Annotated in this window: 30 protein-coding genes; 10 read left to right on the top strand and 20 right to left on the bottom strand. The window is 63.4% G+C overall.

Annotated elements, in window-relative coordinates:
- Positions 1 to 83: 83 nt before the first annotated feature.
- From lpdA to mdh, 12 genes are all read right to left on the bottom strand, one after another.
- Positions 84 to 1,490, bottom strand: a complete 1,407-nt coding sequence (gene lpdA / locus AC1D0I_RS00715; RefSeq protein ID WP_477392400.1) for a dihydrolipoyl dehydrogenase — start codon at positions 1,488 to 1,490, stop codon at positions 84 to 86.
- Positions 1,491 to 1,514: 24 nt separating this feature from the next.
- The gene (locus AC1D0I_RS00720; protein ID WP_477392402.1) at positions 1,515 to 2,270 is read right to left on the bottom strand and encodes an SDR family oxidoreductase; all 756 of its coding nucleotides are present in this window, start codon (positions 2,268 to 2,270) and stop codon (positions 1,515 to 1,517) included.
- Positions 2,267 to 2,776, bottom strand: coding sequence for a hypothetical protein (locus tag AC1D0I_RS00725; RefSeq protein WP_477392404.1), 510 nt, complete (start codon positions 2,774 to 2,776; stop codon positions 2,267 to 2,269). The genes AC1D0I_RS00720 and AC1D0I_RS00725 overlap by 4 nt, the downstream gene beginning before the upstream one ends.
- Before the next feature lie 9 nt (positions 2,777 to 2,785).
- Entirely contained in the window at positions 2,786 to 3,538 is a 753-nt protein-coding gene (locus tag AC1D0I_RS00730; RefSeq protein WP_477392406.1) for a DUF4241 domain-containing protein, read from the bottom strand.
- 16 nt (positions 3,539 to 3,554) lie between these two features.
- Entirely contained in the window at positions 3,555 to 4,835 is a 1,281-nt protein-coding gene (gene odhB, locus AC1D0I_RS00735) for a 2-oxoglutarate dehydrogenase complex dihydrolipoyllysine-residue succinyltransferase (protein ID WP_477392408.1), read from the bottom strand.
- A gap of 62 nt (positions 4,836 to 4,897) precedes the next feature.
- A complete protein-coding gene (locus AC1D0I_RS00740; protein ID WP_477392410.1) occupies positions 4,898 to 7,885 on the bottom strand; it encodes a 2-oxoglutarate dehydrogenase E1 component in 2,988 nt (995 codons plus the stop codon).
- A 129-nt stretch (positions 7,886 to 8,014) separates the two neighbouring features.
- The gene (gene sucD / locus AC1D0I_RS00745; RefSeq protein ID WP_477392412.1) at positions 8,015 to 8,917 is read right to left on the bottom strand and encodes a succinate--CoA ligase subunit alpha; all 903 of its coding nucleotides are present in this window, start codon (positions 8,915 to 8,917) and stop codon (positions 8,015 to 8,017) included.
- 14 nt (positions 8,918 to 8,931) lie between these two features.
- Complete coding sequence (locus tag AC1D0I_RS00750) at positions 8,932 to 9,429, bottom strand: DUF1579 family protein (protein ID WP_477392414.1); 498 nt, start codon at positions 9,427 to 9,429, stop codon at positions 8,932 to 8,934.
- A gap of 2 nt (positions 9,430 to 9,431) precedes the next feature.
- A complete protein-coding gene (locus tag AC1D0I_RS00755) occupies positions 9,432 to 9,803 on the bottom strand; it encodes a cupin domain-containing protein (protein ID WP_477305341.1) in 372 nt (123 codons plus the stop codon).
- 18 nt (positions 9,804 to 9,821) lie between these two features.
- Entirely contained in the window at positions 9,822 to 10,205 is a 384-nt protein-coding gene (locus tag AC1D0I_RS00760) for a hypothetical protein (RefSeq protein WP_477392416.1), read from the bottom strand.
- Positions 10,206 to 10,217: 12 nt separating this feature from the next.
- Positions 10,218 to 11,411 carry an ADP-forming succinate--CoA ligase subunit beta gene (gene sucC, locus AC1D0I_RS00765; RefSeq protein WP_477392418.1) on the bottom strand — a complete coding sequence of 398 codons (1,194 nt, stop codon included), beginning with the start codon at positions 11,409 to 11,411 and terminating at the stop codon, positions 10,218 to 10,220.
- Between the two features lie 30 nt (positions 11,412 to 11,441).
- Positions 11,442 to 12,410 (bottom strand): malate dehydrogenase, encoded by a 969-nt coding sequence (mdh, locus tag AC1D0I_RS00770; RefSeq protein ID WP_477392420.1) that lies wholly within the window; start codon positions 12,408 to 12,410, stop codon positions 11,442 to 11,444.
- A gap of 236 nt (positions 12,411 to 12,646) precedes the next feature.
- Between mdh and AC1D0I_RS00775 the strand changes: the two genes are divergently transcribed.
- Positions 12,647 to 13,075 (top strand): N-acetyltransferase family protein, encoded by a 429-nt coding sequence (locus AC1D0I_RS00775; RefSeq protein ID WP_477392422.1) that lies wholly within the window; start codon positions 12,647 to 12,649, stop codon positions 13,073 to 13,075.
- Between the two features lie 59 nt (positions 13,076 to 13,134).
- On the opposite strand, the gene zapE is transcribed toward AC1D0I_RS00775, so the two are convergent.
- Positions 13,135 to 14,334, bottom strand: coding sequence for a cell division protein ZapE (gene zapE / locus AC1D0I_RS00780; protein WP_477392424.1), 1,200 nt, complete (start codon positions 14,332 to 14,334; stop codon positions 13,135 to 13,137).
- 86 nt (positions 14,335 to 14,420) lie between these two features.
- Entirely contained in the window at positions 14,421 to 14,960 is a 540-nt protein-coding gene (locus AC1D0I_RS00785; RefSeq protein WP_184872609.1) for a protease inhibitor Inh/omp19 family protein, read from the bottom strand.
- Between the two features lie 281 nt (positions 14,961 to 15,241).
- Between AC1D0I_RS00785 and AC1D0I_RS00790 the strand changes: the two genes are divergently transcribed.
- From AC1D0I_RS00790 to AC1D0I_RS00825, 8 genes are all read left to right on the top strand, one after another.
- Entirely contained in the window at positions 15,242 to 16,252 is a 1,011-nt protein-coding gene (locus AC1D0I_RS00790; RefSeq protein WP_477392426.1) for an MBL fold metallo-hydrolase, read from the top strand.
- Between the two features lie 67 nt (positions 16,253 to 16,319).
- Entirely contained in the window at positions 16,320 to 16,481 is a 162-nt protein-coding gene (locus AC1D0I_RS00795) for a DUF1328 family protein (protein WP_010912345.1), read from the top strand.
- Positions 16,482 to 16,553: 72 nt separating this feature from the next.
- Positions 16,554 to 17,438 carry a diaminopimelate epimerase gene (gene dapF, locus AC1D0I_RS00800; protein WP_477392428.1) on the top strand — a complete coding sequence of 295 codons (885 nt, stop codon included), beginning with the start codon at positions 16,554 to 16,556 and terminating at the stop codon, positions 17,436 to 17,438.
- On the top strand, positions 17,438 to 18,730 hold the full coding sequence (gene mtaB / locus AC1D0I_RS00805; RefSeq protein ID WP_477392429.1) for a tRNA (N(6)-L-threonylcarbamoyladenosine(37)-C(2))-methylthiotransferase MtaB: 1,293 nt from the start codon (positions 17,438 to 17,440) through the stop codon (positions 18,728 to 18,730). Before dapF ends, mtaB begins: the two co-directional genes overlap by 1 nt.
- A gap of 12 nt (positions 18,731 to 18,742) precedes the next feature.
- Entirely contained in the window at positions 18,743 to 20,506 is a 1,764-nt protein-coding gene (gene ftsY, locus AC1D0I_RS00810) for a signal recognition particle-docking protein FtsY (RefSeq protein ID WP_477392431.1), read from the top strand.
- A 61-nt stretch (positions 20,507 to 20,567) separates the two neighbouring features.
- The gene (locus AC1D0I_RS00815; RefSeq protein ID WP_184872615.1) at positions 20,568 to 21,242 is read left to right on the top strand and encodes a septation protein A; all 675 of its coding nucleotides are present in this window, start codon (positions 20,568 to 20,570) and stop codon (positions 21,240 to 21,242) included.
- 72 nt (positions 21,243 to 21,314) lie between these two features.
- Complete coding sequence (locus tag AC1D0I_RS00820; RefSeq protein WP_477392433.1) at positions 21,315 to 21,935, top strand: pyridoxamine 5'-phosphate oxidase family protein; 621 nt, start codon at positions 21,315 to 21,317, stop codon at positions 21,933 to 21,935.
- 39 nt (positions 21,936 to 21,974) lie between these two features.
- Positions 21,975 to 22,505: an NADPH-dependent FMN reductase gene (locus AC1D0I_RS00825; protein ID WP_477392435.1), complete on the top strand. Its 531-nt coding sequence runs from the start codon at positions 21,975 to 21,977 to the stop codon at positions 22,503 to 22,505.
- Positions 22,506 to 22,507: 2 nt separating this feature from the next.
- Here the strand turns inward: AC1D0I_RS00825 and AC1D0I_RS00830 are convergent, their stop codons facing one another.
- Together AC1D0I_RS00830 and AC1D0I_RS00835 are read right to left on the bottom strand one after the other, a co-directional pair.
- Entirely contained in the window at positions 22,508 to 22,717 is a 210-nt protein-coding gene (locus tag AC1D0I_RS00830; RefSeq protein ID WP_095083999.1) for a tautomerase family protein, read from the bottom strand.
- Positions 22,718 to 22,750: 33 nt separating this feature from the next.
- Positions 22,751 to 23,671, bottom strand: a complete 921-nt coding sequence (locus tag AC1D0I_RS00835) for an SMP-30/gluconolactonase/LRE family protein (protein WP_477392437.1) — start codon at positions 23,669 to 23,671, stop codon at positions 22,751 to 22,753.
- A gap of 386 nt (positions 23,672 to 24,057) precedes the next feature.
- On the opposite strand from AC1D0I_RS00835, the gene AC1D0I_RS00840 reads away from it, so the two are divergent.
- Positions 24,058 to 24,225 carry a hypothetical protein gene (locus tag AC1D0I_RS00840; protein WP_095083997.1) on the top strand — a complete coding sequence of 56 codons (168 nt, stop codon included), beginning with the start codon at positions 24,058 to 24,060 and terminating at the stop codon, positions 24,223 to 24,225.
- 159 nt (positions 24,226 to 24,384) lie between these two features.
- Here the strand turns inward: AC1D0I_RS00840 and AC1D0I_RS00845 are convergent, their stop codons facing one another.
- The 4 genes from AC1D0I_RS00845 to ccmA form a co-directional block, all read right to left on the bottom strand.
- Positions 24,385 to 24,960, bottom strand: coding sequence for a DsbE family thiol:disulfide interchange protein (locus AC1D0I_RS00845; protein WP_095083996.1), 576 nt, complete (start codon positions 24,958 to 24,960; stop codon positions 24,385 to 24,387).
- A complete protein-coding gene (gene ccmD / locus AC1D0I_RS00850; RefSeq protein ID WP_095083995.1) occupies positions 24,957 to 25,124 on the bottom strand; it encodes a heme exporter protein CcmD in 168 nt (55 codons plus the stop codon). The genes AC1D0I_RS00845 and ccmD overlap by 4 nt, the downstream gene beginning before the upstream one ends.
- Before the next feature lie 125 nt (positions 25,125 to 25,249).
- Positions 25,250 to 25,915, bottom strand: a complete 666-nt coding sequence (gene ccmB / locus AC1D0I_RS00855) for a heme exporter protein CcmB (RefSeq protein WP_477392439.1) — start codon at positions 25,913 to 25,915, stop codon at positions 25,250 to 25,252.
- A gap of 37 nt (positions 25,916 to 25,952) precedes the next feature.
- The gene (gene ccmA, locus AC1D0I_RS00860; protein ID WP_477392440.1) at positions 25,953 to 26,591 is read right to left on the bottom strand and encodes a heme ABC exporter ATP-binding protein CcmA; all 639 of its coding nucleotides are present in this window, start codon (positions 26,589 to 26,591) and stop codon (positions 25,953 to 25,955) included.
- Positions 26,592 to 26,762: the final 171 nt, after the last annotated feature.

Here is a 26,762-nt window from a genome sequence, read left to right on the forward strand (position 1 = left end):
GCAGCGGACGTTTGGGTCCGTGAGCACCGGAAGCGGAGAAAAGCTCACCAGATGGCCGCCGGAGTAGAGTTTATGAAAGGCCTTTATATGTGGATCGGCTTGAAGAAGGTCGCCAGCGCCGCCTCCTTGACCGCTTCCGACATCGTCGGGTGTGCATGGCAGGTGCGGGCAAGATCCTCGGACGAGCCGCCGAATTCCATCAGCACCGCCGCCTCGTGGATCATCTCGCCGGCGCCGAAGCCGACAATATGAACACCAAGCACGCGGTCGCTTGCCTTGTCGGCGAGGATCTTGACGAAACCGTCGGTGTGCAGCATCGCGCGCGCCCGGCCATTGGCGGTGAACGGGAATTTCCCCGCCTTGTACTCGATGCCGGCCTTCTTCAATTCCTCCTCGGTCTTGCCGACCGAGGCGATTTCCGGACTGGTGTAGACGACACTCGGAATGACGTCATAGTTCACGTGGCCGGCCTGGCCGGCGATGGTTTCCGCCACCGCCACGCCCTCGTCCTCCGCCTTGTGTGCCAGCATCGGCCCGGCGATGACATCGCCAATGGCGTAGATGCCGGGCACGTTGGTTCTGAGATGGCCATCGGTCGTGACCCGGCCACGCTCGTCGACCTCGACGCCGGCTTCCTTGAGCCCGAGAGTGTCGGAATAGGCGCGGCGCCCGGTGGCGATCAGCACCGCGTCGGCCTCGATGGTCTCGGCAGCGCCACCCTTGACCGGCTCGAAGGTGACGGTCGCGCCCTTCTTGGCCTTGGCGACACCGGTGACCTTGGCGCCGAGCTTGAACTCGAAACCCTGCTTCGACAGCATTCGCTGGAACTGCTTGGAGACCTCGCCGTCCATACCGCCCAGTATGGTGTCGAGGAATTCGACGACGGTGACCTTGGCGCCAAGCCGCGCCCATACAGAGCCGAGCTCGAGGCCGATGACACCGCCGCCGACCACCACCAGATGACCGGGCACTTTCTCCAGCGACAGCGCGCCGGTCGACGACACGATCACCTTCTCGTCGATGTCGACCTTGACGCCGGGAATGCCGGCGACATCCGAACCGGTGGCGATGACGATGTTCTTGGTCTCGATCTCCTCGACCTTGCCGTCCTCGCCGGTCACCGAGACTTTGCCCGCGGCGATCACCTTGCCGGTGCCGCGGAAGCTGTCGATCTTGTTCTTCTTGAACAGGAAGGCGACGCCGTTGACGTTCGACGCCACTGTCGCGTCCTTGTGCGCCATCATCTTCTTCAGGTTCAATTTCGGCGCGGCGATCTCAACACCGAGCGTGTCGAAGGAATGGCCCGCCTCGGCGAACATCTCGGAGGCATAAAGCAGCGCCTTGGACGGAATGCAGCCGATGTTGAGGCAGGTGCCGCCGAAGGTCGCGTTCTTCTCGACCACCGCCGTCTTCAGCCCGAGCTGCGCCGCCTTGATGGCGCAGACATAGCCGCCCGGTCCCGATCCGATGATAACGACGTCATAAGCCATGATACTGTCCTTCTTGATTGGGGCTCAGCGGCCGCCGCTTACATTCAGGATCGCGCCCGTCGTATAGGACGCGGCGTCGGATAAAAGATAGAGAACCGCACCAGCGACTTCATCAGCCGTTCCGGCTCTTTTCATCGGAAGCGTATCCTGGATGAGTGTCACCCGGTCCGGCTGTCCGCCGGAGGCATGGATGTCCGTATCGATGATGCCCGGGCGCACCGCATTGACGCGGATGCCTTCCAGTGCCACCTCGCGGGCGAGCCCGATGGTGAACGTGTCAATGGCGCCCTTGGAGGCGGCATAGTCGACATAGTTGTCCGCGGCGCCAAGCACCGCTGCAGCCGACGAGATGTTGACGATGGCGCCGCCCTTGCCGCCGTGGCGAGTCGACATGCGCTTCACCGCCTCGCGGGCGCAGAGGAACGAACCAACGACATTGATGCGCATCATGCGCTCCAGCCGCGAAAAATCCATCTCGTCGACGCGAGCCTTGGCGTCGACGATGCCGGCATTGTTGACGAAGGCATCGAGCCGGCCATAGGCGCGGTCGATGGCACCGAACATGGCAACGATATCGGCCTCGACGCCGACGTCGCCCTTGACGGCAAGAGCGTCGCCGCCGGCGGCCTGGATCTCTGCGACCAGCGCATCTGCGGCGTCCTTATTCGCAGCGTAGTTGACCGCGACGCGGTAGCCGGCCTTCGAGCCGAGCCGGCAGATCGCGGCGCCGATGCCGCGGCTGCCGCCGGTGACCAACAGCACCTTTTGCGTATCGGTCATTCCTGGCACCCCTTCAAGGCAAACACATCCCACGGCACTTTCGAAAATCCATTGCCGCCATAGGCCGAGGACTGACGCAACGACTGCCCAAGATCCGGCAGGATCAGCGTCTTCGGCGCCTCGACGCCTTCGGCCGGCAGCAGGCCGATGCTGCCCTTGTCGTCCGACGTGTAGATGACGCCGTGCCAGGCCGTACAGGCGGCGAGCTCCTCGCCGGTGACGTCGCCCTCGGGGCATTTGTACATCAGCACGCCGTTCGGCCGCGACACGCCCTCGTTCCACATGACGATGCCGTTCAGCGCCACATTGTTGTCGAGGATCATCCGGAAGCTGTTGGTGACGGTCGCTGAGGTGCCGGTCGGGCTAAAATCGATCTCACTGCCGCTTTGCGCCTCGCCATAGACGGCGAGTTCGATCGGGCAGGCTGCGATTGTGGCGGAGCCGGTGAACAAAACAGCCAGAGATCCCGCTAGGCATGCGATGGCGGACGACAGGGGGCTTTGCATCGCGGCGACCTACTGGCTCTCGCGGCCATCGGCGTTTTCAAGCACTTCAAAGTCGGTCATCAGCAGCAGCGGCTCGCCAGCCGCGCTGAGGCCCCAGAACGATGGATAGATTCCGTCACCCCAGCCGCTCCAGAACATCGCAATGTTGAGGGGATTGCCGACAACGGGGTGATGCATCGCGAACCGATCCTGGTTGGGCGCAAACTCGGCCGCCAGGACGTCGTCATAGTAATTCTGCTTGGCTTCAAGCTTGTCCTGCTGCTCGGACATCAACGCCATTGCCATCTTGTCCATGAACGAACCAAGACCGGCATCGACGGGATATCCAAATACCTCGTCGCCCTTCAGGGTCGATGCATCCTGATCGGGCAAGGTTGCCAGCTCCCAGCGAGACGGCCTGCCGGGCCGGAAGCGCAGGACTCCTGCAGCAACACGGCCTTGTGCCTCAAGCAACGATACCGGGTAGCGCCCTGGTCTGACCTTGCGGCTTAACGCTGGCCAGTCAGTTCCGGTAGTCAGGGGATCGCAGGCGATAATTTCGCCTGTTGGCAAATCCAGCTCGCCGATCACCGTGACGGTTATCTCGCGCTCCGCCATTTGCGTATCGCTCAGGTCGAAGAGGCCGAGATTGCTGCTCGCCTGCGCCGGATCCCATTCGGCCGACACCACCGCCCGCGTGGACATAGAGGTCCAAGGCTCACGCCGTAAAATCCGTAGCCCACGGCCCAGCTTGAACCCCAACTGCTCCAGCCAGCCGCTCATTGCGGATCAACTCCGCTCACAGATCCAGAACCAGCCGTTCCGGATCCTCCAGGCTTTCCTTGACGCGGACCAGGAAGGTCACCGCTTCCTTGCCGTCGACGATGCGGTGATCGTAGCTGAGCGCCAGATACATCATCGGCCGGATCACGATCTGGCCACCGACCACCACCGGCCGGTCCTGGATCTTGTGCATGCCCAAAATGCCCGACTGCGGCGCGTTGAGGATCGGCGTCGACATCAGCGACCCGTAGACGCCACCGTTGGAAATCGTAAACGTGCCGCCCTGCATGTCGGCGACCGACAGCTTGCCATCGCGCGCGGCGATGCCCAGGCGGCCGATCTCCTTCTCGATCTCGGCGATCGACATCTGATCGGCATCGCGCACGACCGGCACAACCAGGCCCTTTTCGGTGCCGACGGCGACGCCGATATGGGCATAGTTCTTGAAGATGATGTCGGTGCTGTCGATCTCGGCATTGACCGAGGGGATTTCCTTCAAGGCGTGGGTGACGGCCTTAGTGAAGAAGCCCATGAAGCCAAGCTTCACGCCGTGCTTCTTCTCGAACACGTCCTTGTACTTGGTCCTGAGCGCCATCACCGCGTTCATGTCGACCTCGTTGAAGGTGGTCAGCATGGCGGCGGTCGACTGCGCTTCCTTGAGCCGGCGCGCGATGGTCTGGCGCAATTTGGTCATGCGCACGCGCTCCTCGCGCGACGCGTCGTCGCCCGAGGATGGCGCTCGCACCGCAACCGGCGCCGGCGCTGCCCTGGGGGTCTCGGCCGGCTGCGACGGCGCACCCTTGGAGATCGCGTCGAGCACGTCGCCCTTCAGCACCTGGCCGCGCTTGCCGGAACCCGAGAGCTGGTCGACGGCGAGATTGTTCTCGGCGATCAGTTTGGCCGCGGCCGGCGCCGGCGGCATGGTGCGCGGCTCGACCGCGCCGGCGTCGCCGGCGATCTTGGCGGTCTCGGCTGCTGCCTGCTTGCCGGTCGATGCCGCATCCGGCGACGAGGCCTGCGACACCGCCTGTGGCTTGGTCGCCGGGGCGGCGGCATCGCCACCCGCCGAAATCGAACCCAGCAGCGCGCCGACGCCGACCGTCTCACCTTCCTTGACGGTGATTTCGCCCAGCGTACCGGCGGCGGCGGCAGGCACCTCCACCGTCACCTTGTCGGTCTCGAGCTCGACCAGCGGTTCATCGGCGGCGATCGTGTCGCCGACCTTCTTGAACCATTTGCCGACGGTCGCTTCGGTGACGGATTCGCCGAGCGTGGGAACGCGGATTTCGGTAGCCATTGTGCCTGTCCGTTTCTTCCTGAGTTATTCGCCCAGATCTGTTCTATTCACCCGAGGCTCTTCTATTCACCGAGCGCGTCTTCGAGCAAGGCGGCGAGCTGGGCAAGGTGCTTCGACATCAGTCCGGTCGCCGGCGAGGCGGCCGCCGGGCGGCCGGTGTAGCGCACCCGCTGATGCTTGGCATCGATATGCGCCAGCACCCATTCCAGATACGGGTCGATGAACGACCAGGCGCCCATGTTCTTGGGCTCTTCCTGGCACCACACCATCTCTGCATTGCGGAAACGCGACAGTTCCGTAATCAGCGCCTTGGCCGGGAACGGATAGAGCTGTTCGACGCGCAGCAGGTAGATGTCGTTGATGCCGCGCTTCTCGCGCTCCTCGTAGAGGTCGTAATAGACCTTGCCCGAGCACAGCACGACGCGGCGGATCTTCGAATCCTTGGTGAGCTTGATCGCCTGGTTGGGAAGCAGCTGGGCATCGTCCCACAACAGCCGGTGGAACGAGCTTTCTCCCGAGATTTCCGGCAGCGTCGACACCGCCCGCTTGTGGCGCAGCAGCGACTTCGGCGTCATCAGGATCAGCGGCTTGCGGAAGTCGCGCTTCAACTGCCGGCGCAGGATGTGGAAATAGTTAGCCGGCGTCGTGCAGTTCGCCACTTGCATGTTGTCTTCGGCGCAAAGCTGCAGGAAGCGCTCGAGCCGGGCCGAGGAATGCTCCGGGCCCTGGCCTTCGTAGCCATGCGGTAACAGGCAGACGAGGCCCGACATTCTGAGCCACTTGCGCTCGCCCGACGAGATGAACTGGTCGAACACCACCTGGGCGCCGTTGGCGAAATCGCCGAACTGCGCCTCCCACAAGGTCAGCGCCTTCGGCTCGGCCAGGCTGTAGCCATATTCGAAGCCCAGCACCGCTTCTTCCGACAACATCGAGTTGATGACTTCGTAGCCGGCCTGCGCCGCCGAGAGATTGTTGAGCGGGATGTAGCGGGTCTCGTCGCGCTGGTCGTAGAGCACGGAATGCCGCTGCGAGAAGGTGCCGCGTTCGGAATCCTGGCCCGACAGGCGGATCGGATTGCCGTCGAGCAGGATGGCGCCGAAGGCCAGCGCCTCGGCCGTCGACCAGTCGATGCCTTCGCCGGACTCTATCGCCTGGCGGCGGTTCTCGAGGAAGCGGATGATCGTCTTGTGCGCCTCGAAATCCTTCGGCACCTCGGTCAGCTTCTTGCCGACTTCCTTCAGCGTCTTGACAGGCACGGCGGTCTTGCCGCGCCGCTGTTCGTCCTGGTTGTCGGCCGTGCGCAGGCCCGACCAGGCGCCGTCCAGCCAGTCGGCCTTGTTGGGCTTGTAGCTCTGGCCGACTTCCCACTCGGATTCCAGATGCGCCCGCCAGTCGGCCTTCAGCTGGTCGAGTTCGGCCTGGGTGATGTGGCCCTCGGCGATCAGCCGGTCGCCATAGATCTGCACCGTCGTCTTGTGGGTGCGGATGTTGCGGTACATGATCGGCTGGGTGAAGGCCGGTTCGTCGCCCTCATTGTGGCCGAAGCGGCGGTAGCAGAACATGTCGACCACGACCGGCTTGTGGAACTTCATGCGAAATTCGATCGCCACCTTGGTGGCATGCACCACGGCTTCCGGATCGTCGCCATTGACGTGGAAGATTGGCGCTTCGATCATCTTGGCCACATCAGACGGATAGGGCGACGAGCGCGAGAACCGCGGATTGGTGGTGAAGCCGATCTGGTTGTTGATGATGAAATGCAGCGTGCCGGCAACGCGGTGGCCGCGCAGGCCCGACAGGCCGAGGATTTCGGCGATCACGCCCTGGCCGGCGAAGGCGGCATCGCCGTGCAGCAGCAGCGGCAGCACCTTTGCGCGCTCTTCCAGCGGCACGATTTCCTCGCGGCTGCGGCCGAACAGATAGTCCTGCTTGGCGCGCGCCTTGCCCATCACCACCGGATCGACGATTTCCAGGTGCGAGGGATTGGCGGTCAAGGACAGATGCACCTTGTTGCCGTCGAACTCGCGGTCCGACGAGGCGCCGAGATGGTACTTGACGTCGCCCGAACCTTCGACCTCGTCGGGAGCAGCCGAACCGCCCTTGAACTCGTGGAAGATGGCGCGGTGCGGCTTGGCCATCACCTGGGAGAGCACGTTCAGCCGGCCGCGATGCGCCATGCCAAGCACGATCTCTTTCATGCCGAGCTGGCCGCCGCGCTTGACGATCTGCTCCAGCGCCGGGATCAGCGATTCACTGCCATCAAGGCCGAAGCGCTTGGTGCCCTTGTACTTGACGTCGATGAACTGCTCGAAGCCTTCGGCCTCGACCAGCTTCTGCAGGATCGCCTTCTTGCCGGTGGCGGTGAAAGAGATTTCCTTGTCGGCGCCCTCGATGCGCGCCTGGATCCAGGCCTTTTCCTCGGGATCGGAAATATGCATGAACTCGACGCCCAGCGTCGAGCAATAGGTGCGCGTCAGGATCTCCAGCATCTGCCGGATGGTGCCGAATTCGAGCCCGAGCACATTGTCGAGGAAGATCGGCCGGTCGTAGTCGGCGGCGGTAAAGCCGTAATTCTCCGGCGACAATTCGTTGTAGTCCTCGAGCGGCTTGGCGATGCCGAGCGGGTCGAGATTGGCGTGCAGATGGCCGCGCATGCGGTAGGCGCGGATCATCATGATGGCGCGCACCGAATCGCGCGTCGCCTGGTGCACGTCGGCGTCGGACAGGATGATGCCGTTGGTGACCGCCTTATCCTTGACCTTCTTTTCCAGATGCTTCTCGACGATGCCCCAGTTGCCGTCGAGCGCCGACACCAGTTCGCCATTGGCCTGCAGCGGCCACGAGGGCTTCGCCCAGGAGGCGCCCTTGGCGTTCTTGCGCACATCGCCGGCGTCGTCCTTCAGCCCGGCGAAGAACTCCTGCCATTCGGGATTGACCGAGGCTGGATCGTCCTCATAGGCGGCGTAGAGCGCGTCGATATAGTCGGCGTTGCCGCCATAGAGGAAAGAGGTGAGCGAAAATTGGTCGTTGGCCTGATCTTGTCTTGCCATGTCTCTATCGAAGCCTTGGCTTCGTCTCCTTGTCAGAGCGAATAGTGAGTAGCGAATAGCGAGTAGGGATTTTCCCCAGGTCGCGCCGTTACTCCGTTTCCTATCCGCTATTCACTACTCGCTACTCACTTAACCCTTGATCGCCTCGACCAGCGTCGTGCCCAGCCGGGCCGGCGAGGGCGAAACTTTTATCCCGGCCGATTCCATCGCCGCGATCTTGTCCTCGGCGCCGCCCTTGCCGCCGGAGATGACCGCGCCTGCATGACCCATGGTGCGGCCGGCCGGCGCCGTACGCCCGGCGATGAAGCCGGCCATCGGCTTTTTGCGGCCACGCTTGGCTTCGTCCTTGAGGAACTGCGCAGCGTCTTCCTCGGCCGAACCGCCGATCTCGCCGATCATGATGATCGACTTGGTCTCGTCATCGGCGAGGAACATCTCGAGCACGTCGATGAATTCGGTGCCCTTGACAGGGTCGCCGCCAATGCCGACGGCGGTGGTCTGGCCGAGGCCGACATTGGTGGTCTGGAACACAGCCTCATAGGTAAGTGTTCCCGAGCGCGAAACAACGCCGACCGAGCCCTTGCGGAAGATGTTTCCCGGCATGATGCCGATCTTGCATTCGTTGGGGGTGAGCACGCCCGGGCAGTTCGGGCCGATCAGCCGCGAGGTCGAGCGGTCGAGCCGCGCCTTGACCTTGATCATGTCCATCACCGGAATGCCTTCGGTGATGCAGATGATCAGCGGGATCTCGGCCTCGATCGCTTCCAGGATCGCTTCGGCGGCGCCCGCCGGCGGCACATAGACGACCGAAGCGTTGGCGCCGGTCTTTTCCTTGCCCTCGGCGACGGTGGCGAAGATCGGTAGGCTCTCGCCCTTCGAGCCGGTCCAGGTCTCGCCACCCTTCTTGGGATGGATACCGCCGACCATCTTGGTGCCGTGATAGGCCAGCGCCTGTTCTGTGTGGAACGTACCGGTCTTGCCGGTCAGGCCTTGCACAAGCACCCTGGTGTTCTTGTCGACGAGAATGGACATGGTGGCCCTTTTTCTTAGAAATCGTTGATCGAGGAAGGTGAGACACGGCTGTAGACGCCGCTCACCATGTCTTGCCAGACATCGCTGCCGGCCGGTTGGAACTGCAGTCGCATGCGGTAACTGTCATTGCTGTCGAAATCGTAGGTCACCCGGGCCGACCCGCGCGGCGACGAGCGCAGCAGCGTCAGCGTATTGCCATCCCAGGTGCCTGTAGCCGGTACGGTCGGCACAAAGCCCATCGAGTCGAATTGATGCATGGTTACGACGCTGCTTTGCTGGTCGAAGCCGAACACGCTGTGCGCGCCGAACGACACCGTGCCGTCGCGGCGCTGGCGATAGCGCTGCACCACGAACAGGCCGCCAAATTCAGCCACGGCAGCTGCTTCGGCCGTCGCTGTGCCGGCATCTGTCCATTGCGTGGCCGCCACATCTTCCTCGCCACGCCAAGTGCCGACCAGCGCTTGCAGGCGCTGGTGGTCGGACGAGAGCGAAGAGAAGGAGGCCGCGTTCATGGTCAGAGCCGCTTCAAATCGGCGACGGTGAGGTCGCTCTTGGCGTTGCCCGTGTTGAGCGTCGTCGCGGGCTCGAACATCAGCACCACCGGTTCCTTGCTGAGCGAACGCGGCCGGTGCTCCACGCCGCGCGGCACGACCATGAAGTCGCCCTCGCCGAGCTCGACCGGGCCGTCGCGGAAATCGATGGCGATGCGGCCGCGCAGCACGAGGAAGGCTTCGTCCTCATTGTCATGCGCATGCCAGTCGAAGACCTCGCCGAACTTGGCGACTTTCGCCTGGCTGTCGTTGACGTCGCCGGCAATATGCGGATCGAAGACCTTGTTGATCTTCGCGTCCGCCGCCTCGACCAGGTTTATCTTGCGCGGAGGCACAGCTTCATTCCTTTTCCGTCAACGGGCATCTGCAGCATGCTGTTCATTGATCTCGTCACTCAAGAAAAGGTCGGGGGTATGTCCAAGAACATTCTCTTTGCCATACATCCAACCCCTCATTTTCATCGCAGGTTCGAGTGGGCTCTTTCCTGCTCCGACGACAACATACCACTCACGTTCAGTCTCATCTGACACCTGATAGAGCCAGAAACGCCGGTCATTCTCGGTCCGCTCCGCGACAACGCCCTGCACTTTGTAGTGCATCGGTTTTTCGTCCAGCATCCAATGATAGTGGCACCACCAAAGGTACTGTTCGATTTCTTCGACCGAATAGGGGCAGCGGTCAGGCAACTGATCAAGACTCTGAACCTCTTCTTCCCAGTGGAGGGGGAAGCTAGACAACCTCCTGGTTCCTCAGCCCTTCACCGCCGCCACGATTTTCTTGGCCGCGTCGTCGAGGTCATCGGCCGACACCACGTTGAGGCCGCTGTCGTTGATGATCTTCTTGCCAAGCTCGGCGTTGGTGCCTTCCAGGCGCACCACCAGCGGCACTTCCAGGCCGACTTCCTTGACCGCGGCAATCACGCCCTCGGCAATGATGTCGCACTTCATGATGCCGCCGAAGATGTTGATCAGGATGCCCTTGACCGCCGGATCCTTGGTGATGATCTTGAACGCCGCCGTCACCTTCTCCTTGGACGCGCCGCCGCCGACATCGAGGAAGTTGGCCGGTTCGGCGCCATAGAGCTTGATGATGTCCATCGTCGCCATGGCGAGGCCGGCGCCGTTGACCATGCAGCCGATATTGCCGTCGAGCGCGACATAGGCGAGGTCGTATTTCGACGCCTCGATCTCCTTCTCGTCCTCTTCGGTGGTGTCGCGCAGTTCGAGCACATCGGGGTGGCGGAACAGCGCGTTGTTGTCGAACGACACTTTTGCGTCGAGCACGCGCAGCCGGCCGTTCTTCATGACGATCAGCGGGTTGACCTCGAGCAGGCTCATGTCCTTCTCGACAAAGGCCTTGTAGAGGATCGGGAACAGCGTATCGCCATCCCGGCCGGCGTCGCCGTCGAGCTTCAGCGCGCCGTTGAGCGCCTTTAGATCGGCCGCTGTGACGCCCTTTTCCGGGTCGATGGCGACGGTGATGATCTTTTCCGGCGTGTCGTGCGCGACCGCCTCGATGTCCATGCCGCCTTCGGTCGAGACGACGAAGGCAACGCGGCCGACCGAGCGGTCGACCAGGATCGACAGATAGAGTTCGCGCTCGATGTCGGCGCCGTCTTCGATGTAGAGGCGGTTGACCTGCTTGCCGGCCGGGCCGGTCTGCTTGGTCACCAGCGTATGGCCAAGCATTTCGTTGGCGTTGGCGACCACGTCGGCCACCGACTTCGCCAGCCTGACGCCACCCTTGGCATCAGGGCCGAGTTCCTTGAACTTGCCCTTGCCACGGCCGCCGGCATGGATCTGGCTCTTCACCACATAGAGCGGGCCCGGCAGCGCCTTGGCGGCGGCTCCCGCCTCGCTCGCCTTGAACACCGGCACGCCTTCGGCCACCGGCGCGCCAAAGCTCTTCAGCAGCGCCTTGCCCTGATACTCATGGATGTTCATCTTCGATGTCTCCGGGTCGACTGCTGGGGGTTACTTCGAGGCGAGCTGCGGCGCGATCTTGACGCAGGCCTCGGTCAGGCCCTGCACCGTCGCCACCGAAGCGTCGAACATCTTCTGCTCGCTCTTGTTGAGGTCGATCTCGATGATGCGCTCGACGCCGCTGGCGCCGATCACCACCGGAACGCCGACATAGGTGTTCTTGACGCCATACTGGCCGGAAAGATACGCCGCGCACGGCAGCACGCGCTTCTTGTCCTTGAGATAGGCTTCCGCCATCGAGATCGCCGAGGCGGCCGGTGCGTAATAGGCCGAGCCGGTCTTGAGCAGGCCGACGATCTCGGCGCCGCCGTCGCGGGTGCGCTGGACGATCTGGTCGAGCTTTTCCTTCGACGTCCAGCCCATCTTGATCAGGTCGGGCAGCGGGATGCCGGAAACCGTCGAATAGCGGATCATCGGCACCATGGAATCGCCATGGCCGCCGAGCACGAAGGCGGTGACGTCCTCGACCGAGACCTTGAATTCCTCGGCCAGGAAATAGCGGAAGCGCGAACTGTCGAGCACGCCGGCCATGCCGACAACATGGCTCTTGGGCAGGCCCGAGAACTTCTGCAGCGCCCAGACCATGGCGTCGAGCGGGTTGGTGATGCAGATGACGAAGGCCTTCGGCGCATACTTCTTCAGGCCGGCGCCGACCTGTTCCATGACTTTGAGATTGATGCCGAGCAGGTCGTCGCGGCTCATGCCCGGCTTGCGCGGCACGCCGGCGGTGACGATGCAGACGTCGGCACCCTCGATGCCGGCATAATCGTTGACGCCGGTGAGACGGCTGTCGAAGCCATCGACCGGCGACGACTGCGCGATATCCAGCCCCTTGCCTTGCGGGATACCCTCGGCAATATCGAACAGCACGACGTCGCCGAGGTCCTTGAGACCGATCATGTGGGCGAGCGTGCCGCCGATCATGCCAGAGCCGATAAGCGCTATCTTGTTGCGTGCCATGTCAGGATGTTTTCCCTTTGTCAGTGACGGCGCCCAAGTCCTTGGCGACTTGGTTGGCGGCGTCGAGGAAGAGGCCGGAATGCTGCGAGGAACCCGCGGATTTTCGCCGCACCAAATAGCCTTGGTGCAAGATAAATTCAATCGATTATTTCGGAGCTAGCATTTTCAATCGGTTAGATAGATTGGGATTTACGTAAACGTCAAAGCTTGTAAGCCGACTTGAGGGAATTTACACAATGAAGATGGAAATCCGAAGGCTATTTCCGGGCGATGACGCCCTTGTGATGCAGGTCGCCGAGGACGTCTTCGACGAGCCGGTCATGCCGGATCGGCTGGCAGCCTATCTCCACGAACCTGGCCATTTCATGATCGTGGCGCTCGCCGGCGGCGTGGTCGTCGGGCAATGCGCCGCCGTCATCCACCGCCACCCCGACAAGGTCAGCGAGCTCTATATAGACGAGGTCGGCGTTTCGCCGGCCTTCCAGCGCCAGGGCATCGCGCGAGACATGCTCGACGCGATGTTTGCGATTGGCCGCGAGCATGGCTGCGAGGGGGCCTGGGTCGGCACCGAGCCGGGCAATGTGCCTGCCCGCGCGCTCTATGAGTCGCGCAAGGAGCCGCATGGGCCGGCGGAAGATTTCGTGATGTATCTGTATGCGCTTTAGATCTTTGGCGCCGGCGAGACAGAGGAGGGGCAGGGATCGCGACCTTCCGAAGAACTATCTCAGGCCCGTGCCTGCTCTGCCTCTGGCGCTGCCCTCGCCTTGCGCCGTTCCGCCCAATCCTCCAGCCAGTCGCGGCTTTGCATCTCGATCAGGCGTGATGCCGTGCGTTCGAACTCGAAGACCTCGACCCCGCGTTTGGCTTGATAGAGCTGCGGCGGCGGGGCCGCGGCGCTGACCACCAGCCGCGCATGATGATCGTAGAGCGTGTCGATCAACAGGATGAAGCGCTTGGCCTCGTTGCGCTTGCCTTCACCGAGCACCGGGACGTGATCGATGAAGATGGTCGAGAAGCGGCCGGCGATTGCCAGGAAATCGCGGGCGCCAAGCGGCTTTTCGCAGAGATCGGCGAAGGAAAACCGCGCCGCGTCGCCGGCGGCAGCCGGCACGACCACCTGCCGTCCCTTGAGGGTCAGCGAGGTCTCGGCCGTCGGCACGCCGTGCGTCATGGTTTGCCAGGCCTCGTCGAGCATCTCGTCGGCCGTCGCATCGGCCGGCGTGACATAGACCGGCGTGCGGACGAGCTTCTCCAGCCGGTAGTCCTTGTCGGCGTCGAGCGACAGCACCCGCGCATGCCGCTCCAGGATGCCGATGAAAGGCAGGAAAAGCTGGCGGTTCAGGCCGTCACCATAGAGATTCTCCGGCGCCACGTTCGAGGTGGCGACCAGCACCACGCCGCTGGCAAACAGCGCCGAAAACAGCCGCGACAGGATCATCGCATCGGCAATGTCGGTGACCGAGAACTCGTCGAAGCACAGCACCCAGGCCTGCTCGGCAAGCGCCTTGGCCACCGGCGGAATCGGGTCGTCCTCCTTGACCGTGCCATCCCTGCGCGCCTGCCGGTGCTTCTGGATGCGGTCCTGCACATCGGCCATGAAGTCGTTGAAATGGACGCGGCGCTTGCGCCGCACCGACAGCAACTCGAAGAACATGTCCATCAGCATGGTCTTGCCGCGGCCGACCCCGCCATGGATGTAGAGGCCTTTGACGGCCTCATGCGTCTCGCGCTTGCGGGCGAACAGCCAGCCAAGCGCGCTGGACTTGTGCGCCAGCCGCTTGGCCGAAATCTCGTCGGTCAGCCGGTCCAGCGCGGCGGCGATCCGTTCCTGCGCCGGATCGCGTTCGATGGCGCCGGTTTCCACCAGATGGTCGTAGCGCTGCCTGACGGTCGCATGGGTCTGGAGGCCGTCACGCAGATGCATCGGTCACGTCGTTGTCGAGCAATCCCAGGAAAGGTGTGTAGCGGTTTTCCGTCCGGATTGCGTAAGAACCAATAAGGGGCGGTCGCCTACCTTGTAAGCGAAATCGCCTGGCCGTTGGAAGTCTGGCCGTCGAATTTCGAGCCGCCCGACGAATAGAGCCGCGCCAGCGCGCCGCCATTTTCGTCATAGAGCGTCAGCTGCTTGCCGGCGACATTCCACGACTTGATGCCGTCGATCGGTGCCGGGCAGTGCAACGGCCCGGCGCGGAAGCCGGCGCCGAACTTGGTCTGCGGGGTCGCCACCTTGCAGCTCTGGCCCGAAACGCTGGCATTCCAGACACCGGCGACGCTGGCCGCGGTCAGATCCGCGGCGCCGGCGGGCGCCGAGCCGTCCGGCGGCAAGGACGCAACCTGCGTATTCCCAGGCGCGGTCGGGAATTTCGACGGGTCGGTGGCGCCCGGTGCTGCCGGCGGCGGCAGCTGGTTGGCGGTCACCTGGCCGGCCGGTGCCGGCTGCAGCGGTGCCGGCTGCTGGTCGTCCATCGACGAGAACCGTGAGGTCGAACAGCCGCTCGCAACGAGCGCCGCCAGCGATACGGCCACCAGGCCGCTTTTCGAAAAAATCATTCCAACCTCCGTCGGATTCGGCTGGGGGGCGCCGTCCGTACAATCTCACCCCCACCAAGATGGAGAAGGTGGCGAAATTTCAACCCGATATGGTTAAAATACGGTTTGCGGCAAAATTTGTTGCAAATTTATCGCAATCCCGGCGTCACCGGTCGCCTGTCGGTCCAGCCTTCGGGATCTGGCCACACCGTACCCAGCCCAAGCGCCCGGCAAGCCAAATGCTTGCGCCGGCCGGCATTGGTCCTATCTCTTGGAAACCGAAACCTGCTGGAGCTGCAAAATTGGCCGCGAGAAAGAGGGCTGCCAACCGCTACTACAGCGGCCCGCCCAGCGATCATTTCGACGGCACCTTGTTCTTCAATCCCGACGGCCAGCCACCCGGCCGTTTCGCCGACCTGCTGAAATGGCAGTTGAGCGGCAAGCGCTCGAAATGGCCGACGCCCACACCGAACCCCTTTCTGCAGATAAAACCGGCGACACGGATCGAAGGCGCAGCACTGCAAGTGACCATGGTCGGTCATTCCACCTTGCTGATCCAGACCGCGGGCCTGAACATCCTCACCGATCCGGTCTGGTCGCCGCGTGTATCGCCACTCTCCTTTGCCGGACCGAAACGGATCAACCCGCCAGGCATCGCCTTCGCCGACCTGCCGCCGATCGACCTCGTCCTGGTCAGCCACAACCATTACGACCATCTCGACCTCGCCACGCTGAAGCGGCTGAAGGCCAGTCACGACCCGCTGGTGATCACCCCGCTCGGCAACGATGCGCTGATTGCCGATGCAGTTCCCGGTATGCGGCTGTCGGCGCATGACTGGGGCGACAGGGTCGAGATAGGCGACCGCGTCGCCGTCCATGTCGAACCGGTGCACCACTGGTCGGCGCGTGGCGCCCGCGACCGGCGCATGGCGCTGTGGGCCGGCTTCGTCATCGAGACGCCGGATGGCAACGTCTATTTCGCCGGCGACACCGGCTTCCACGATGGCATCAACTACCAGCTGATGGCTGAAAAGCATGGCGGTTTCCGTTTCGCCATCCTGCCGATCGGCGCCTATGAGCCGCGCTGGTTCATGGCGCCGCAGCATCAGAATCCGGAAGAGGCCGTGCACGGCATGCAACTGTGCAACGCCGCTTATGCCGCCGGCTGCCACTGGGGCACCTTCCAGCTCACCGACGAACCGATCGACGAGCCGGCCCGGAAATTGACCGAGGCGCTCGACGATCAAGGCATTCCGCGGCAGCGCTTTCGCGCCTTGCGGCCCGGCGAGGTCTGGGACGTACCAGCCATCTAGCCCGCCAAGGAACCCAAATTGCTAGAACGCGTTGCTTCCCCAACGCAATTTGGCTGGGAGCCTCTCCATGATCAAATGGATCATCATTCTGCTGATCGTCGCCGCGGCGGCGAGCCTGCTCGGCATGCCGGCGCTGGCAGGAGCCGCCGCGACCGGCGCGCGCATCCTCATCGGCATTGTTCTGGTCATCTTCCTGCTGGTGGTGCTCGGCATCTTCGCGGTGACGTAGCCCTGCTGCGCACTGGTAATTCCTGCTCGTTTCCGCCATATAGCGCCAAACGGACACGGAATTCGCGGAGCAATGGCCAGCACTGCCCCTTTCGCCAAGATGAACGGCATCGGCAACGAGATCATCGTTGCCGATATGCGCAGCCGTGCCGATCGGGTGACGGCGGCCGCGGCAATCGCGCTGAACGCCGATGCCGCGACCAGGTTCGACCAGATCATGGCGATCCACGACGCCAGGACGCCAGGCACCGCCTTTTTCATCGACATCTTGAATTCCGACGGCTCCAAGGCGCAGGCCTGCGGTAATGGTATGCGCTGTGTCGTCCAGGCGCTGGCCGCCGAGACCGGCCAGAAGGTCTTCACCTTCGAGACCGTCGCCGGCATCCTCAACGCGCGCGAGCATGCCGATGGGTCGATCTCGGTCGACATGGGCACACCGCATTTCGGCTGGCAGGATATTCCGCTGGCCGAGGAATTCCACGACACCCGCATGATCGAGCTGCAGATCGGCCCGATCGACGCGCCGGTTCTGCATTCGCCCTCGGCCGTCTCGATGGGCAACCCGCACGCCATCTTCTGGGTCGACCGCGACGTCTGGTCCTATGAGCTCGACCGCTTCGGGCCGCTGCTCGAGAACCATCCGATGTTTCCCGAACGCGCCAACATCACCATCGCCGAGGTCACCTCGCACGACACCATGGTCATCCGCACCTGGGAGCGCGGCGCCGGCCTGACCAAGGCCTGCGGCTCGGCCGCATGCGCATCGGTGGTCGCGGCGGCCCGCACCAACCGGACCGGCCGCAGCGTCAGCCTGATGACCCCAGGCGGCGGCTCGCTGCATGTCGAATGGCTTGAAAATGACCACGTCATCCTCACCGGTGCCGCCGAATGGGAGTTTTCCGGCAGCTTCGATCCGTCGACCGGCATTTGGGCCCGCGACACCGAAAGCGCGGCCTGATGGCCTCCCAGGGTATCGATGTCGTCACCTTCGGCTGCCGGCTGAACACCTATGAGTCCGAAGTGATGCGCCGCGAGGCGGAAAGCGCCGGCCTTGGCGCACTGGAAGGCGGCGCCGTGATCTTCAACACCTGCGCCGTAACCGGCGAGGCGGTGCGTCAGGCCAAGCAGGCGATCCGCAAGGCGCGCCGCGACAATCCCGCAGCGCGCATCATCGTCACCGGCTGCGCCGCGCAGACCGAACCGCAGAATTTCACCGCCATGGACGAGGTCGACCTCGTGCTTGGCAATGAGGAGAAGCTGAAGGCGAACTCCTATCGCGCACTGCCGGATTTCGGTGTCAACGACACCGAGAAGGCACGCGTCAACGACATCTTTTCAGTGCGCGAGACTGCCGGCCACATGGTCGACGCCATCGAGGGCAGGGCGCGCGCCTTCGTCCAGGTTCAGAATGGCTGCGACCACCGCTGCACCTTCTGCATCATCCCTTACGGCCGCGGCAATTCCCGTTCGGTGCCAATGGGCGCCGTGGTCGAGCAGGTCAAGCGCCTCGCCGGCAATGGCTATGCCGAGATCGTGCTGACCGGCGTCGACATGACCAGTTTTGGCGCCGACCTTCCGGGCGCCCCGAAGCTCGGCAAGCTTGTGAAGACCATCCTCAAGCAGGTGCCCGATGTGAAGCGCCTAAGGCTGTCGTCGATCGATTCGATCGAGACCGACGACGATTTGCTCGACGCCATCGCCACCGAGCCGCGGCTGATGCCGCATTTGCATCTGTCGCTGCAGTCCGGCGACGACATGATCCTGAAGCGCATGAAGCGCCGGCATCTGCGCGATCAGTCCATCCGCTTCTGCGAGGATGTGCGCAAGCTGCGCCCCGGCATCGTCTTCGGCGCCGACATCATCGCCGGTTTCCCGACCGAAACGGATGACATGTTCGAAAATTCGGAAAAGATCGTCGAGGAATGCGGACTGACGCATCTCCATGTCTTCCCGTTCAGCCCCCGCGAAGGCACGCCCGCCGCGCGCATGCCGCAGGTGCGGCGCGAACTGGTCAAGCAGCGCGCCGCCCGGCTGCGTGCCGCCGGTGACGCTGCGTATCGGCGCCATCTGTCGTCGCTCTCCGGAACCCGCCAGTCGATCCTGATCGAGCGCAACGGTCTTGGCCGCACCGAAGGCTTTACGCTTGCCGCGCTCGGCGCAGGTGTGCCGGGCGAGATCATCGAGGCTGACATCACCGGCCACGATGGCACCAGGCTGATCGCGGCTCGCCTTGCCGCCCGCGCGGCCTGAGAAACGCAAAGCATGGCTGGTTTTTTCAAGAAGATATTTTCGTTCGGCAAGAAGGAAGTGGTCGAGGAGCGCGTCGACGAGACCGCGCCGCTGCCGCCGATCAAATGGGAAGCACTCGATGCGCTCAAGCCGGCCTCCGAACAGGTTGTTCCGGAGTTTCTGAAGCGCGATGAGCCGCTGCCCGAGGTCGAAACTGCGCCGACGCCGACGGTCGAGCCGGACGTAATTCCCGCGCCGGAACCGGCGCCTGTCGAGGAACCGGCGCCCGAGCCGGCACCGATCATTCCGGCCGAGCCGGAAATCCAGCCCGAGCCTGCCCCGGTCGAAGAGCCGCAACCGGTTGAACCGGAGGCGCCCGTCGAGGAGCCGGCGCCGGAGGAAATCCCGGCCGCGCCTGTGGTGCCCGAGCCGATTCCCGAGCCGGAGCCGCCGGAAATTCCGGCGCCGGAGCGGCCGGAAATCGTCCCGCCGCAACCGCAGATACAGCCGGAGCCTGTGCCTGTCGAAGTGCCGGCGCCACCGGTCGAGGCTCCGGCCGAAACGCCGGCACCCGAAATCCCTCCGGCCGAGATTTTGCCGCCCATTCGCCAGCCGGCTCCGATCGAGCAGCAACCGATGCGCGCCGAGATCGCACCGGAGATCCAAGCCGCGCCAGCGCCCCACCCTCCCCTCGATGGGGAGGGTCGCCGCGAAGCGGCGGGGTGGGATGGCAGCGCCGGCGCTGGTCACCCCCACCCCCGAGCTGCGCTCGGGACCTCCCCCATCGAGGGGGAGGTAAAACCAGCTCCCGGCAAGGTGACCGTCACCAAGAAGGTCGAGCAGAAAGCCGAGCCGCAGAAGGCACCGGAACCGGCACCGAGGCGTTCATGGTTCCAGCGCATGAGGGACGGGCTTGCCCGCTCGTCGCGCGAACTCACCGGCAACATCGCCGGCGTATTCACCAAGCGCAAGCTGGACGAAGAGACCTTGCAGGACCTGGAGGACGTGCTGATCCGCGCCGACCTCGGCATGGAGACCGCCCTGCGCGTCACCGACGCGCTAGCTTCCAGCCGCTACGGCAAGGATGTCTCGGACACCGAGGTTCGCGCCATCATGGCGGCCGAGGTGGAAAAGGTGTTGACCCACGTCGCCATGCCGCTCGAGCTCGATCTCTCGCACAAGCCGCATGTCATCCTGGTGGTCGGCGTCAACGGCACCGGCAAGACCACCACCATCGGCAAGCTGGCGGCCAAACTGACCGATGGTGGCCTGTCGGTGATGCTCGCTGCCGGCGACACATTCCGCGCCGCCGCGATCGAGCAATTGAAGATCTGGGGCGAGCGGACGAAATCGCCGGTCATCGCTTCCAAGCTCGGCGCCGATGCCGCGGGGCTGGCCTATGACGCCTTCGAGAAGGCCAAGGAAGCCGGTTCCGACGTGCTGATCATCGACACGGCCGGCCGCCTGCAGAACAAGACCGAACTGATGGCCGAGCTCGAAAAGATCGTCCGCGTGCTGGGCAAGCTAGACCCTGAAGCACCGCACACCGTGTTGCAGACGGTCGACGCCACCACCGGGCAGAACGCGCTCAACCAGGTCGAGATCTTCCGCAATGTCGCCGGCGTCAACGGCCTGGTGATGACCAAGCTGGACGGCACGGCGCGTGGCGGTATTCTGGTGGCGATCGCGGCAAAGCACAAATTGCCGGTCTATTTCATCGGCGTCGGCGAACAGGTCGACGACCTCGAACCTTTTTCGGCAAGCGAATTCGCCAGGGCGATCGCTGGAGTTGCCTGACAAGCATGTCCTAAAAAGTTGCAGGCTTTTTGGATCAGATTGTGCGTAAGAAAGAAAACCTATGAACCCACCCATTCTCGAACGCGATCCGTCCGATCCGCAAAAGCAGAAGAAGGAAGGCGTCAATCCGCTGCTCAAGCTGGTGCTGGAGCTGGGGCCGTTGATGGTGTTCTTCTTCGCCAATGCGCGCGGCGAGTGGCTGGTGGGGAAATTCCCTGTCCTGGCCGAATTCGGCGGGCCGATCTTCGTCGCCACCGGCCTGTTCATGGCCGCCACGGCAATCGCGCTGATCGCCTCATGGCTGCTGATGCGCACCTTGCCGATCATGCCGATGGTGTCCGGCGTCGTCGTCTTCATCTTCGGCGCGCTGACGCTCTATCTGCAGGACGACATCTTCATCAAGATGAAGCCGACTATCGTCAACACGCTGTTCGGCGGCGTGCTGCTCGGCGGCCTCTACTTCGGCAAGTCGCTGCTCGGCTATGTCTTCGATTCGGCCTTCAGCCTCGACGCCGAGGGCTGGAGGAAATTGACCTTCCGCTGGGGTCTGTTCTTCCTGTTCCTGGCCCTTGCCAATGAAGTGGTGTGGCGGAATTTCTCCACCGACGCCTGGGTTACCTTCAAGGTCTGGGGCATCATGCCGATCACGCTTCTGTTTACCTTCAGCCAGATGCCGCTGATCCTGCGCCATTCGCTCGAGGACAAGGCCGGTAAGGAAGAGAAGGCGGGCAAATAGCGCAATTCCAGGAAAAGCGCATAGCGCTTTCCCTCAGGCAATTGCGTCAAACAAAGCTCTGGGGAGAGGGCCATGGAATTCGTCACCACGCGCGATGAACTGAGGACGATCTACAAGACGCCGCGACCGACCGATGGCTCGATCCGCAAGGAATTGAAGGCGCTCGACGGCCATTGCCGCTCCTTCATCGGCAAGAGCCCCTTCGTGCTGATTGGCTCGTCCGATGGCGCCGGCAATGCCGATGTGACGCCGAAGGGCGACAGGCCCGGCTTCGCCGCCGTTCTCGACGACAGGACCATCGCCATCCCCGACCGGCCCGGCAACAACCGGCTGGACACGCTGGAAAACATCCTCCTCAACCCGTCGGTCGGGCTGCTGTTCCTTATTCCCGGCATGAACGAGACGCTGCGCGTCAACGGCGACGCGCGCATCACTGTCGACGCGACCTTGCGCGAACGGCTCGCCGTCGACGGCAAGCAACCGCAAAGCATCGTCGTCGTCTCCGTCAAGGCCGCCTACATGCATTGCGCCAAGGCCTTCATGCGCTCGGATCTGTGGAAGCCGGAAACCTGGTACGATCGCGCGACGCTGCCGACGCTCGGCCAGATTCTGCACGACCAGCTGGCGGTGGCCGATTCGGCCGAGGCGACCGACCGCTGGCTGGACGACGCCTACAAGCAGACCATGTGGTAGGCTTTTGGGACGACGATTCGTCCTGACTGGTCCCAACCCTTGCTGAACTTCCTTGCCATCTCCGGCAGCCTGCGGGCGGCCTCCACCAATTCCGCGCTGGTCGCGGCCCTGGCGCGGAATGCTCCGCCCGGCTGTCGGGTCACTGTCTATGACCGGCTTGGTCGTCTGCCGATCTTCAATCCCGACGATGAGGGCGAGCGGACGCCGCTCGCGGCAGCCGAACTGATCTATGCGGTCACTCAAGCCGACGGCGTCATCGTCTCCTGTCCGGAATATGCCCATGGTGTGCCGGGCGGGCTGAAGAACGCCCTCGACTGGCTGGTGTCGCGCGACGCCGCTATCGAGAAGCCTGCGATGCTGGTGCATGCCTCGCCGCGTTCGCTGTTTGCCCGCGCCGCGCTGACCGAGATCATGCGCACGATGTCGTTTGCGCTTTGCGAAGATGTGCTGGAGATCGCCCTGCTCGGCAAGAAGCCGCCGGAGGTAGAGACCATCCTGGCTAAGCCGGAAAACCGGCTGGCGATGCACAATGCGCTGTCCGCTTTCGCGGATTTCATCGCCAGCCGCTGAGGCTACTTCTTGCTTCTCAGTGTCTCCACATCGGTCTTGCCGACGTACCAGTCGCGGGCGTTGACCTCCTCGAAGACCACCCAGACATCGTCATTGCTGAGGCCAGTGGCGTCCATGATAGCGGCCGTGACTTTCTTGGCTATGTCCGCCTTCTTGCCCGCCGGATCGGCGGCGATCACTTCCTTGACGATGCGGATGTTGACGAATGGCATGATTTCCTCCCCTTCGATTTTGTTGACGGCAGCTCAGTACGTTTTGGCGCCGTTGACCATCAGCCGCACCATGTAGAGTGAGGTGGTGCCGGCTATATAGAGGCAATTCCGCTTGTTGCCGCCGAACACGCAATTGGCCGTCACTTCCGGCACCTTGACCTTGCCGATCAGCGTCCCATCCGGATCGTAGCAGTGGATGCCGTCGGCGGCACTGGTCCAGATGCGGCCGTCCTCATCGAGCCTGAAGCCGTCGAACAGGCCGGCCGTGCAGTCGGCGAAGACCTTTTCGCCCGACACCTTCTTGCCGCCCTTGCCGACATTGAACACCCGTATATGGGCAGGATCCTGCGCGCCATGCGTGCGGCCGGTGTCGGCGACATAGAGCTTGCTCTCGTCGAGCGAGAAGGCAAGCCCGTTGGGCCTGACCATGTCGGTGATGACGGCCTCGACCTCGCCGGTGCCGGGGTCGACCCGGTAGACGTAGCAGGCGCCGATCTCGCTTTCGGCCTTGTCGCCCTCATAGTCGGTGTCGATGCCGTAGCTCGGATCGGTGAACCAGATCGCGCCATCCGACTTGACCACCGCATCATTGGGCGAGTTCAGCCGCTTGCCGCGCCATTTGGTGGCAATGGTGGTGACCGAGCCGTCGAACTCGGTGCGGCTGACGCGGCGGCCCGAATGCTCGCAGGTCACCAGCCGGCCCTGCCGGTCGACGGTGTTGCCGTTGGAATTGCCGGAGGGCTGACGGAAGACGCTGACATTGCCGTCCGTCTCGTCGTAGCGCAGCATGCGGTTGTTGGGGATATCCGACCAGACGACGTAGCGGCCGGCGGCGAACCAGGCTGGCCCTTCCGCCCATTGGCATCCAGTGAACAGCTTTTCCACTTGCGCGTTGGAACTGAACAGCCGCGCGAAACGCGGATCAAGAATTTCGTAATAATCTGCGGCGGCCATGCTTTTTCTCCCGGCATTTAGGTCGGGCGCATGATCCCGAAAAATCGATTCCGATTTCGGAAAGGATCATGCGCAAAATGAAAGTGCTACAGCGTTCTTTGCACATCCGAAAGGACGCGGCGCTGCAGGCGCGATCAAGCCAGCCGGAAATCGATCTGGCAAGATCGATGATGAGGCTTCACCGCATCTTGACCTCTCAAGGCAGATGGGAAGCAACGCCAACTCATCAGAACTGCCAGTAAGGACCGATTAACCGGCTATGCGCTGCGTGCAATGGTGCATTGCAACATCTTCTTTTTGCAATGCATCACTACTATGTCATGCTTCGTATCGATCAAGGGAGGAACAACCGGCCGCCAGAAACGCGGCACAGAAGGAACCTTGCTATGATCTTCAACGATCTCATGACCCGCGCTCGCACCAGCATTGCCAAGCGCAAGCACTACAACCGCCTCGTCGCCGAAATCGACAGCTTTTCCAGCCGCGATCTGGCCGACATGCGCGCCGACCGTTCGGAAATGCTTTACCAGGTCCACAAGCAGATCTACGGCTGATCTCAGGTCTATTGCTCGGCGCCGGTCGGGCGCGTTGAGACTCAGATCAGGCCGAGCCGAGATTGGTGGGTTCCGAGAACCGGAGCGGAGCGTACTTTTGGGCACGTGAGCACCCGAAGCTCAGGAAGCCGCCGTTTGCAGGCCGGCAACACCTGAATATCAATGCGCCGCCAGTGCCCTGTCGATCTGCGGCAACAACACCATCCGCGCCGCCTCGGCCGTCAGCGGCCCGACATACTTGTAGGCGATCCTTCCGTCCTTGCCGATGACGAAGGTTTCCGGCACGCCGTAGACGCCCCAGTCGATCGCCGTGCGCCCGGCTTCGTCGACCCCTATCGCCTGGAACGGATTGCCGAGATCGCCGAGGAACCGGCGGGCATTTTCCGGTTGGTCCTTATAGTTCAGCGCCGCCATCACGAAACGCTTGTCCTGCGCCAGCGCCAGCAGCACCGGGTGCTCTTCGCGGCACGGCGCGCACCACGACGCAAACACGTTGACCAGCGTCACCTTGCCAGCGAAGGATTTCGTATCGAGCCCGGGCAGATTGATGCCCTCCAGCGCCGGCAGGTTCGTCTGCGGCGCCGGCAGGCCGATCAGGGCCGACGGCACTTCCGAAACATCGCGCCCCGACAACAGCTGCGACAGGAACAGTCCGGCCAGGCCGAGGAAGATCAACAGCGGCAAAAGCACGAATAGGCGGCGACTGGGTGGTGGCGTTTCCGTTTCCATGCTCATGGCTTGGCGCCCTTGTCGGAACGCCGCCGCACGCCTGACGCTTCGAGTTCAGCGAGTTCGCGCTTGCGCGCCCGCTGGTCGAGCAGGATCCAGCCGACCAGCCCGGCCAGCACCACGGCGGTGATCGTATAGGCGGCGGTCACGTAGAGGGCGTGCGCGCTCATACGCCAGGCCCCGCCAAGGTGCCGCTTTCCAAACCGGTCATGTCGCCCAATTCGAACATGCCTTCCCTTATCCCCGCACCATCGGCTTCGCAATCGGTCGCCGCGCCGCAGCCTTTGATGTCACCTCAATCCGTTCCATGACGAAGCGCCAGCGCCGCCGAGACCGGGCCCAGCACCGCAAGAAACAAGGTCAGCGCGGCAAGAATGAGGAAGGGCTGCAGAAACGGATCAGGATTGGCCGTCGCGCCGTAGCTCGCCGAAACGCCGAAGATCAGCACCGGGATGGTCAGCGGCAGCACCAGCACCGAGATCAGCAGCCCGCCACGCGGCAACGCCACCGCCACCGCCGCGCCGGCGGCGCCGATAAAGGTGATCGCCGGCGTGCCGACGAGCAGCGTCAGCGCCGTGGCACCGATGCTGATCGGCTCCATGTTCATGAACAGGCCGAGCAAGGGAGCGGCGACGACCAGTGGCAGCACGCTGCCCGCCCAATGCGCCAGGCATTTGGTCAGCACCGTCAAGGCCAGCATGTGGCGGTCCTTGCTCAGCACCAGCAGATCGAGCGAGCCGTCCTCGCGATCGGCCTGGAACAGCCGGTCAAGGCCAAGCAGGCAGGAGAGCAGCGCGCCAATCCACAGGATCGCCGGTCCGATGCGGGCAAGCAGCTTGAGGTCCGGCCCGACGCCGAAAGGGATGGTGGCGATGACGGCGAGGAAGAAGATGACCCCAGTCAAAGCCCCGCCGCCGGCACGGATGTTGAGACGGATGTCGCGCAGGAAGAGGGCTAGCATGATTTGAGGTGCCCTTGCCCAGGAAGGAACGCCGACATTACTGCCCCATCCTCAATTCCTTCGCCCCATCCAATCCCAGCGGCAAATGCGTCGCCGCAACGATGATCCCACCCTTCTCACAATGCTTCCCCATCAGCTGCGCAAATCGCCGCTCCGAAGCCTTGTCCAGCCCCGCCGTCGGCTCGTCGAGCAGCCACAGCGGCCGGTGGCTGACCAGAAGCTTGGCGATCGCCGCGCGCCGCCGTTGCCCGGTCGAGAGATAGCCGAAGGGCAGGTGGCCGATGCCGCCCAGCCCGACCGTTTCCAGCGCCTCTTCGACGCCGGCATGTCCATCGCCGTTGAAGTCGCGCCAGAAGCGCAGATTTTCCGCCACGCTGAGCGCAGGCTTCATGGCGTTCTGGTGACCAAGGTAATGACAGGCCGACGCGATCGACGGAAATGCCTCGCCCCCGTCTTCAATCTTCACAACGTCTTCGATCTTCACAACGCCTTCGATCCGCACGCTGCCTTCGGCCACCGGCAGCAGCCCGGCGATGACCCGCAACAGGGTCGATTTGCCGGCACCATTCGGACCGGTGACGACCAGCGCCTGCCCGTCCTCCAAGGCAAAACCGATACCGGAAAACACCGTGTCGCCGCCGCGTTCGCCGCCCAGATTTTCGGCGATCAGCCGCATCCCTCGCCTGCCCTGAAAACCATGTGTCGCGGCAGCTGCCGCATCGCACAAATTTGCTTTGCAACTGTCTAGAACTATTCCAGAAAATTCTCTATATGCGGTGCATCCGTGCCAGCGGTCGGCGCGGGAACAGAATTAGCGCCGAACCAGCGCACGCGCCGCCTTGAACGG

This window comes from Mesorhizobium sp. P2_D1, from assembly GCF_056404455.1.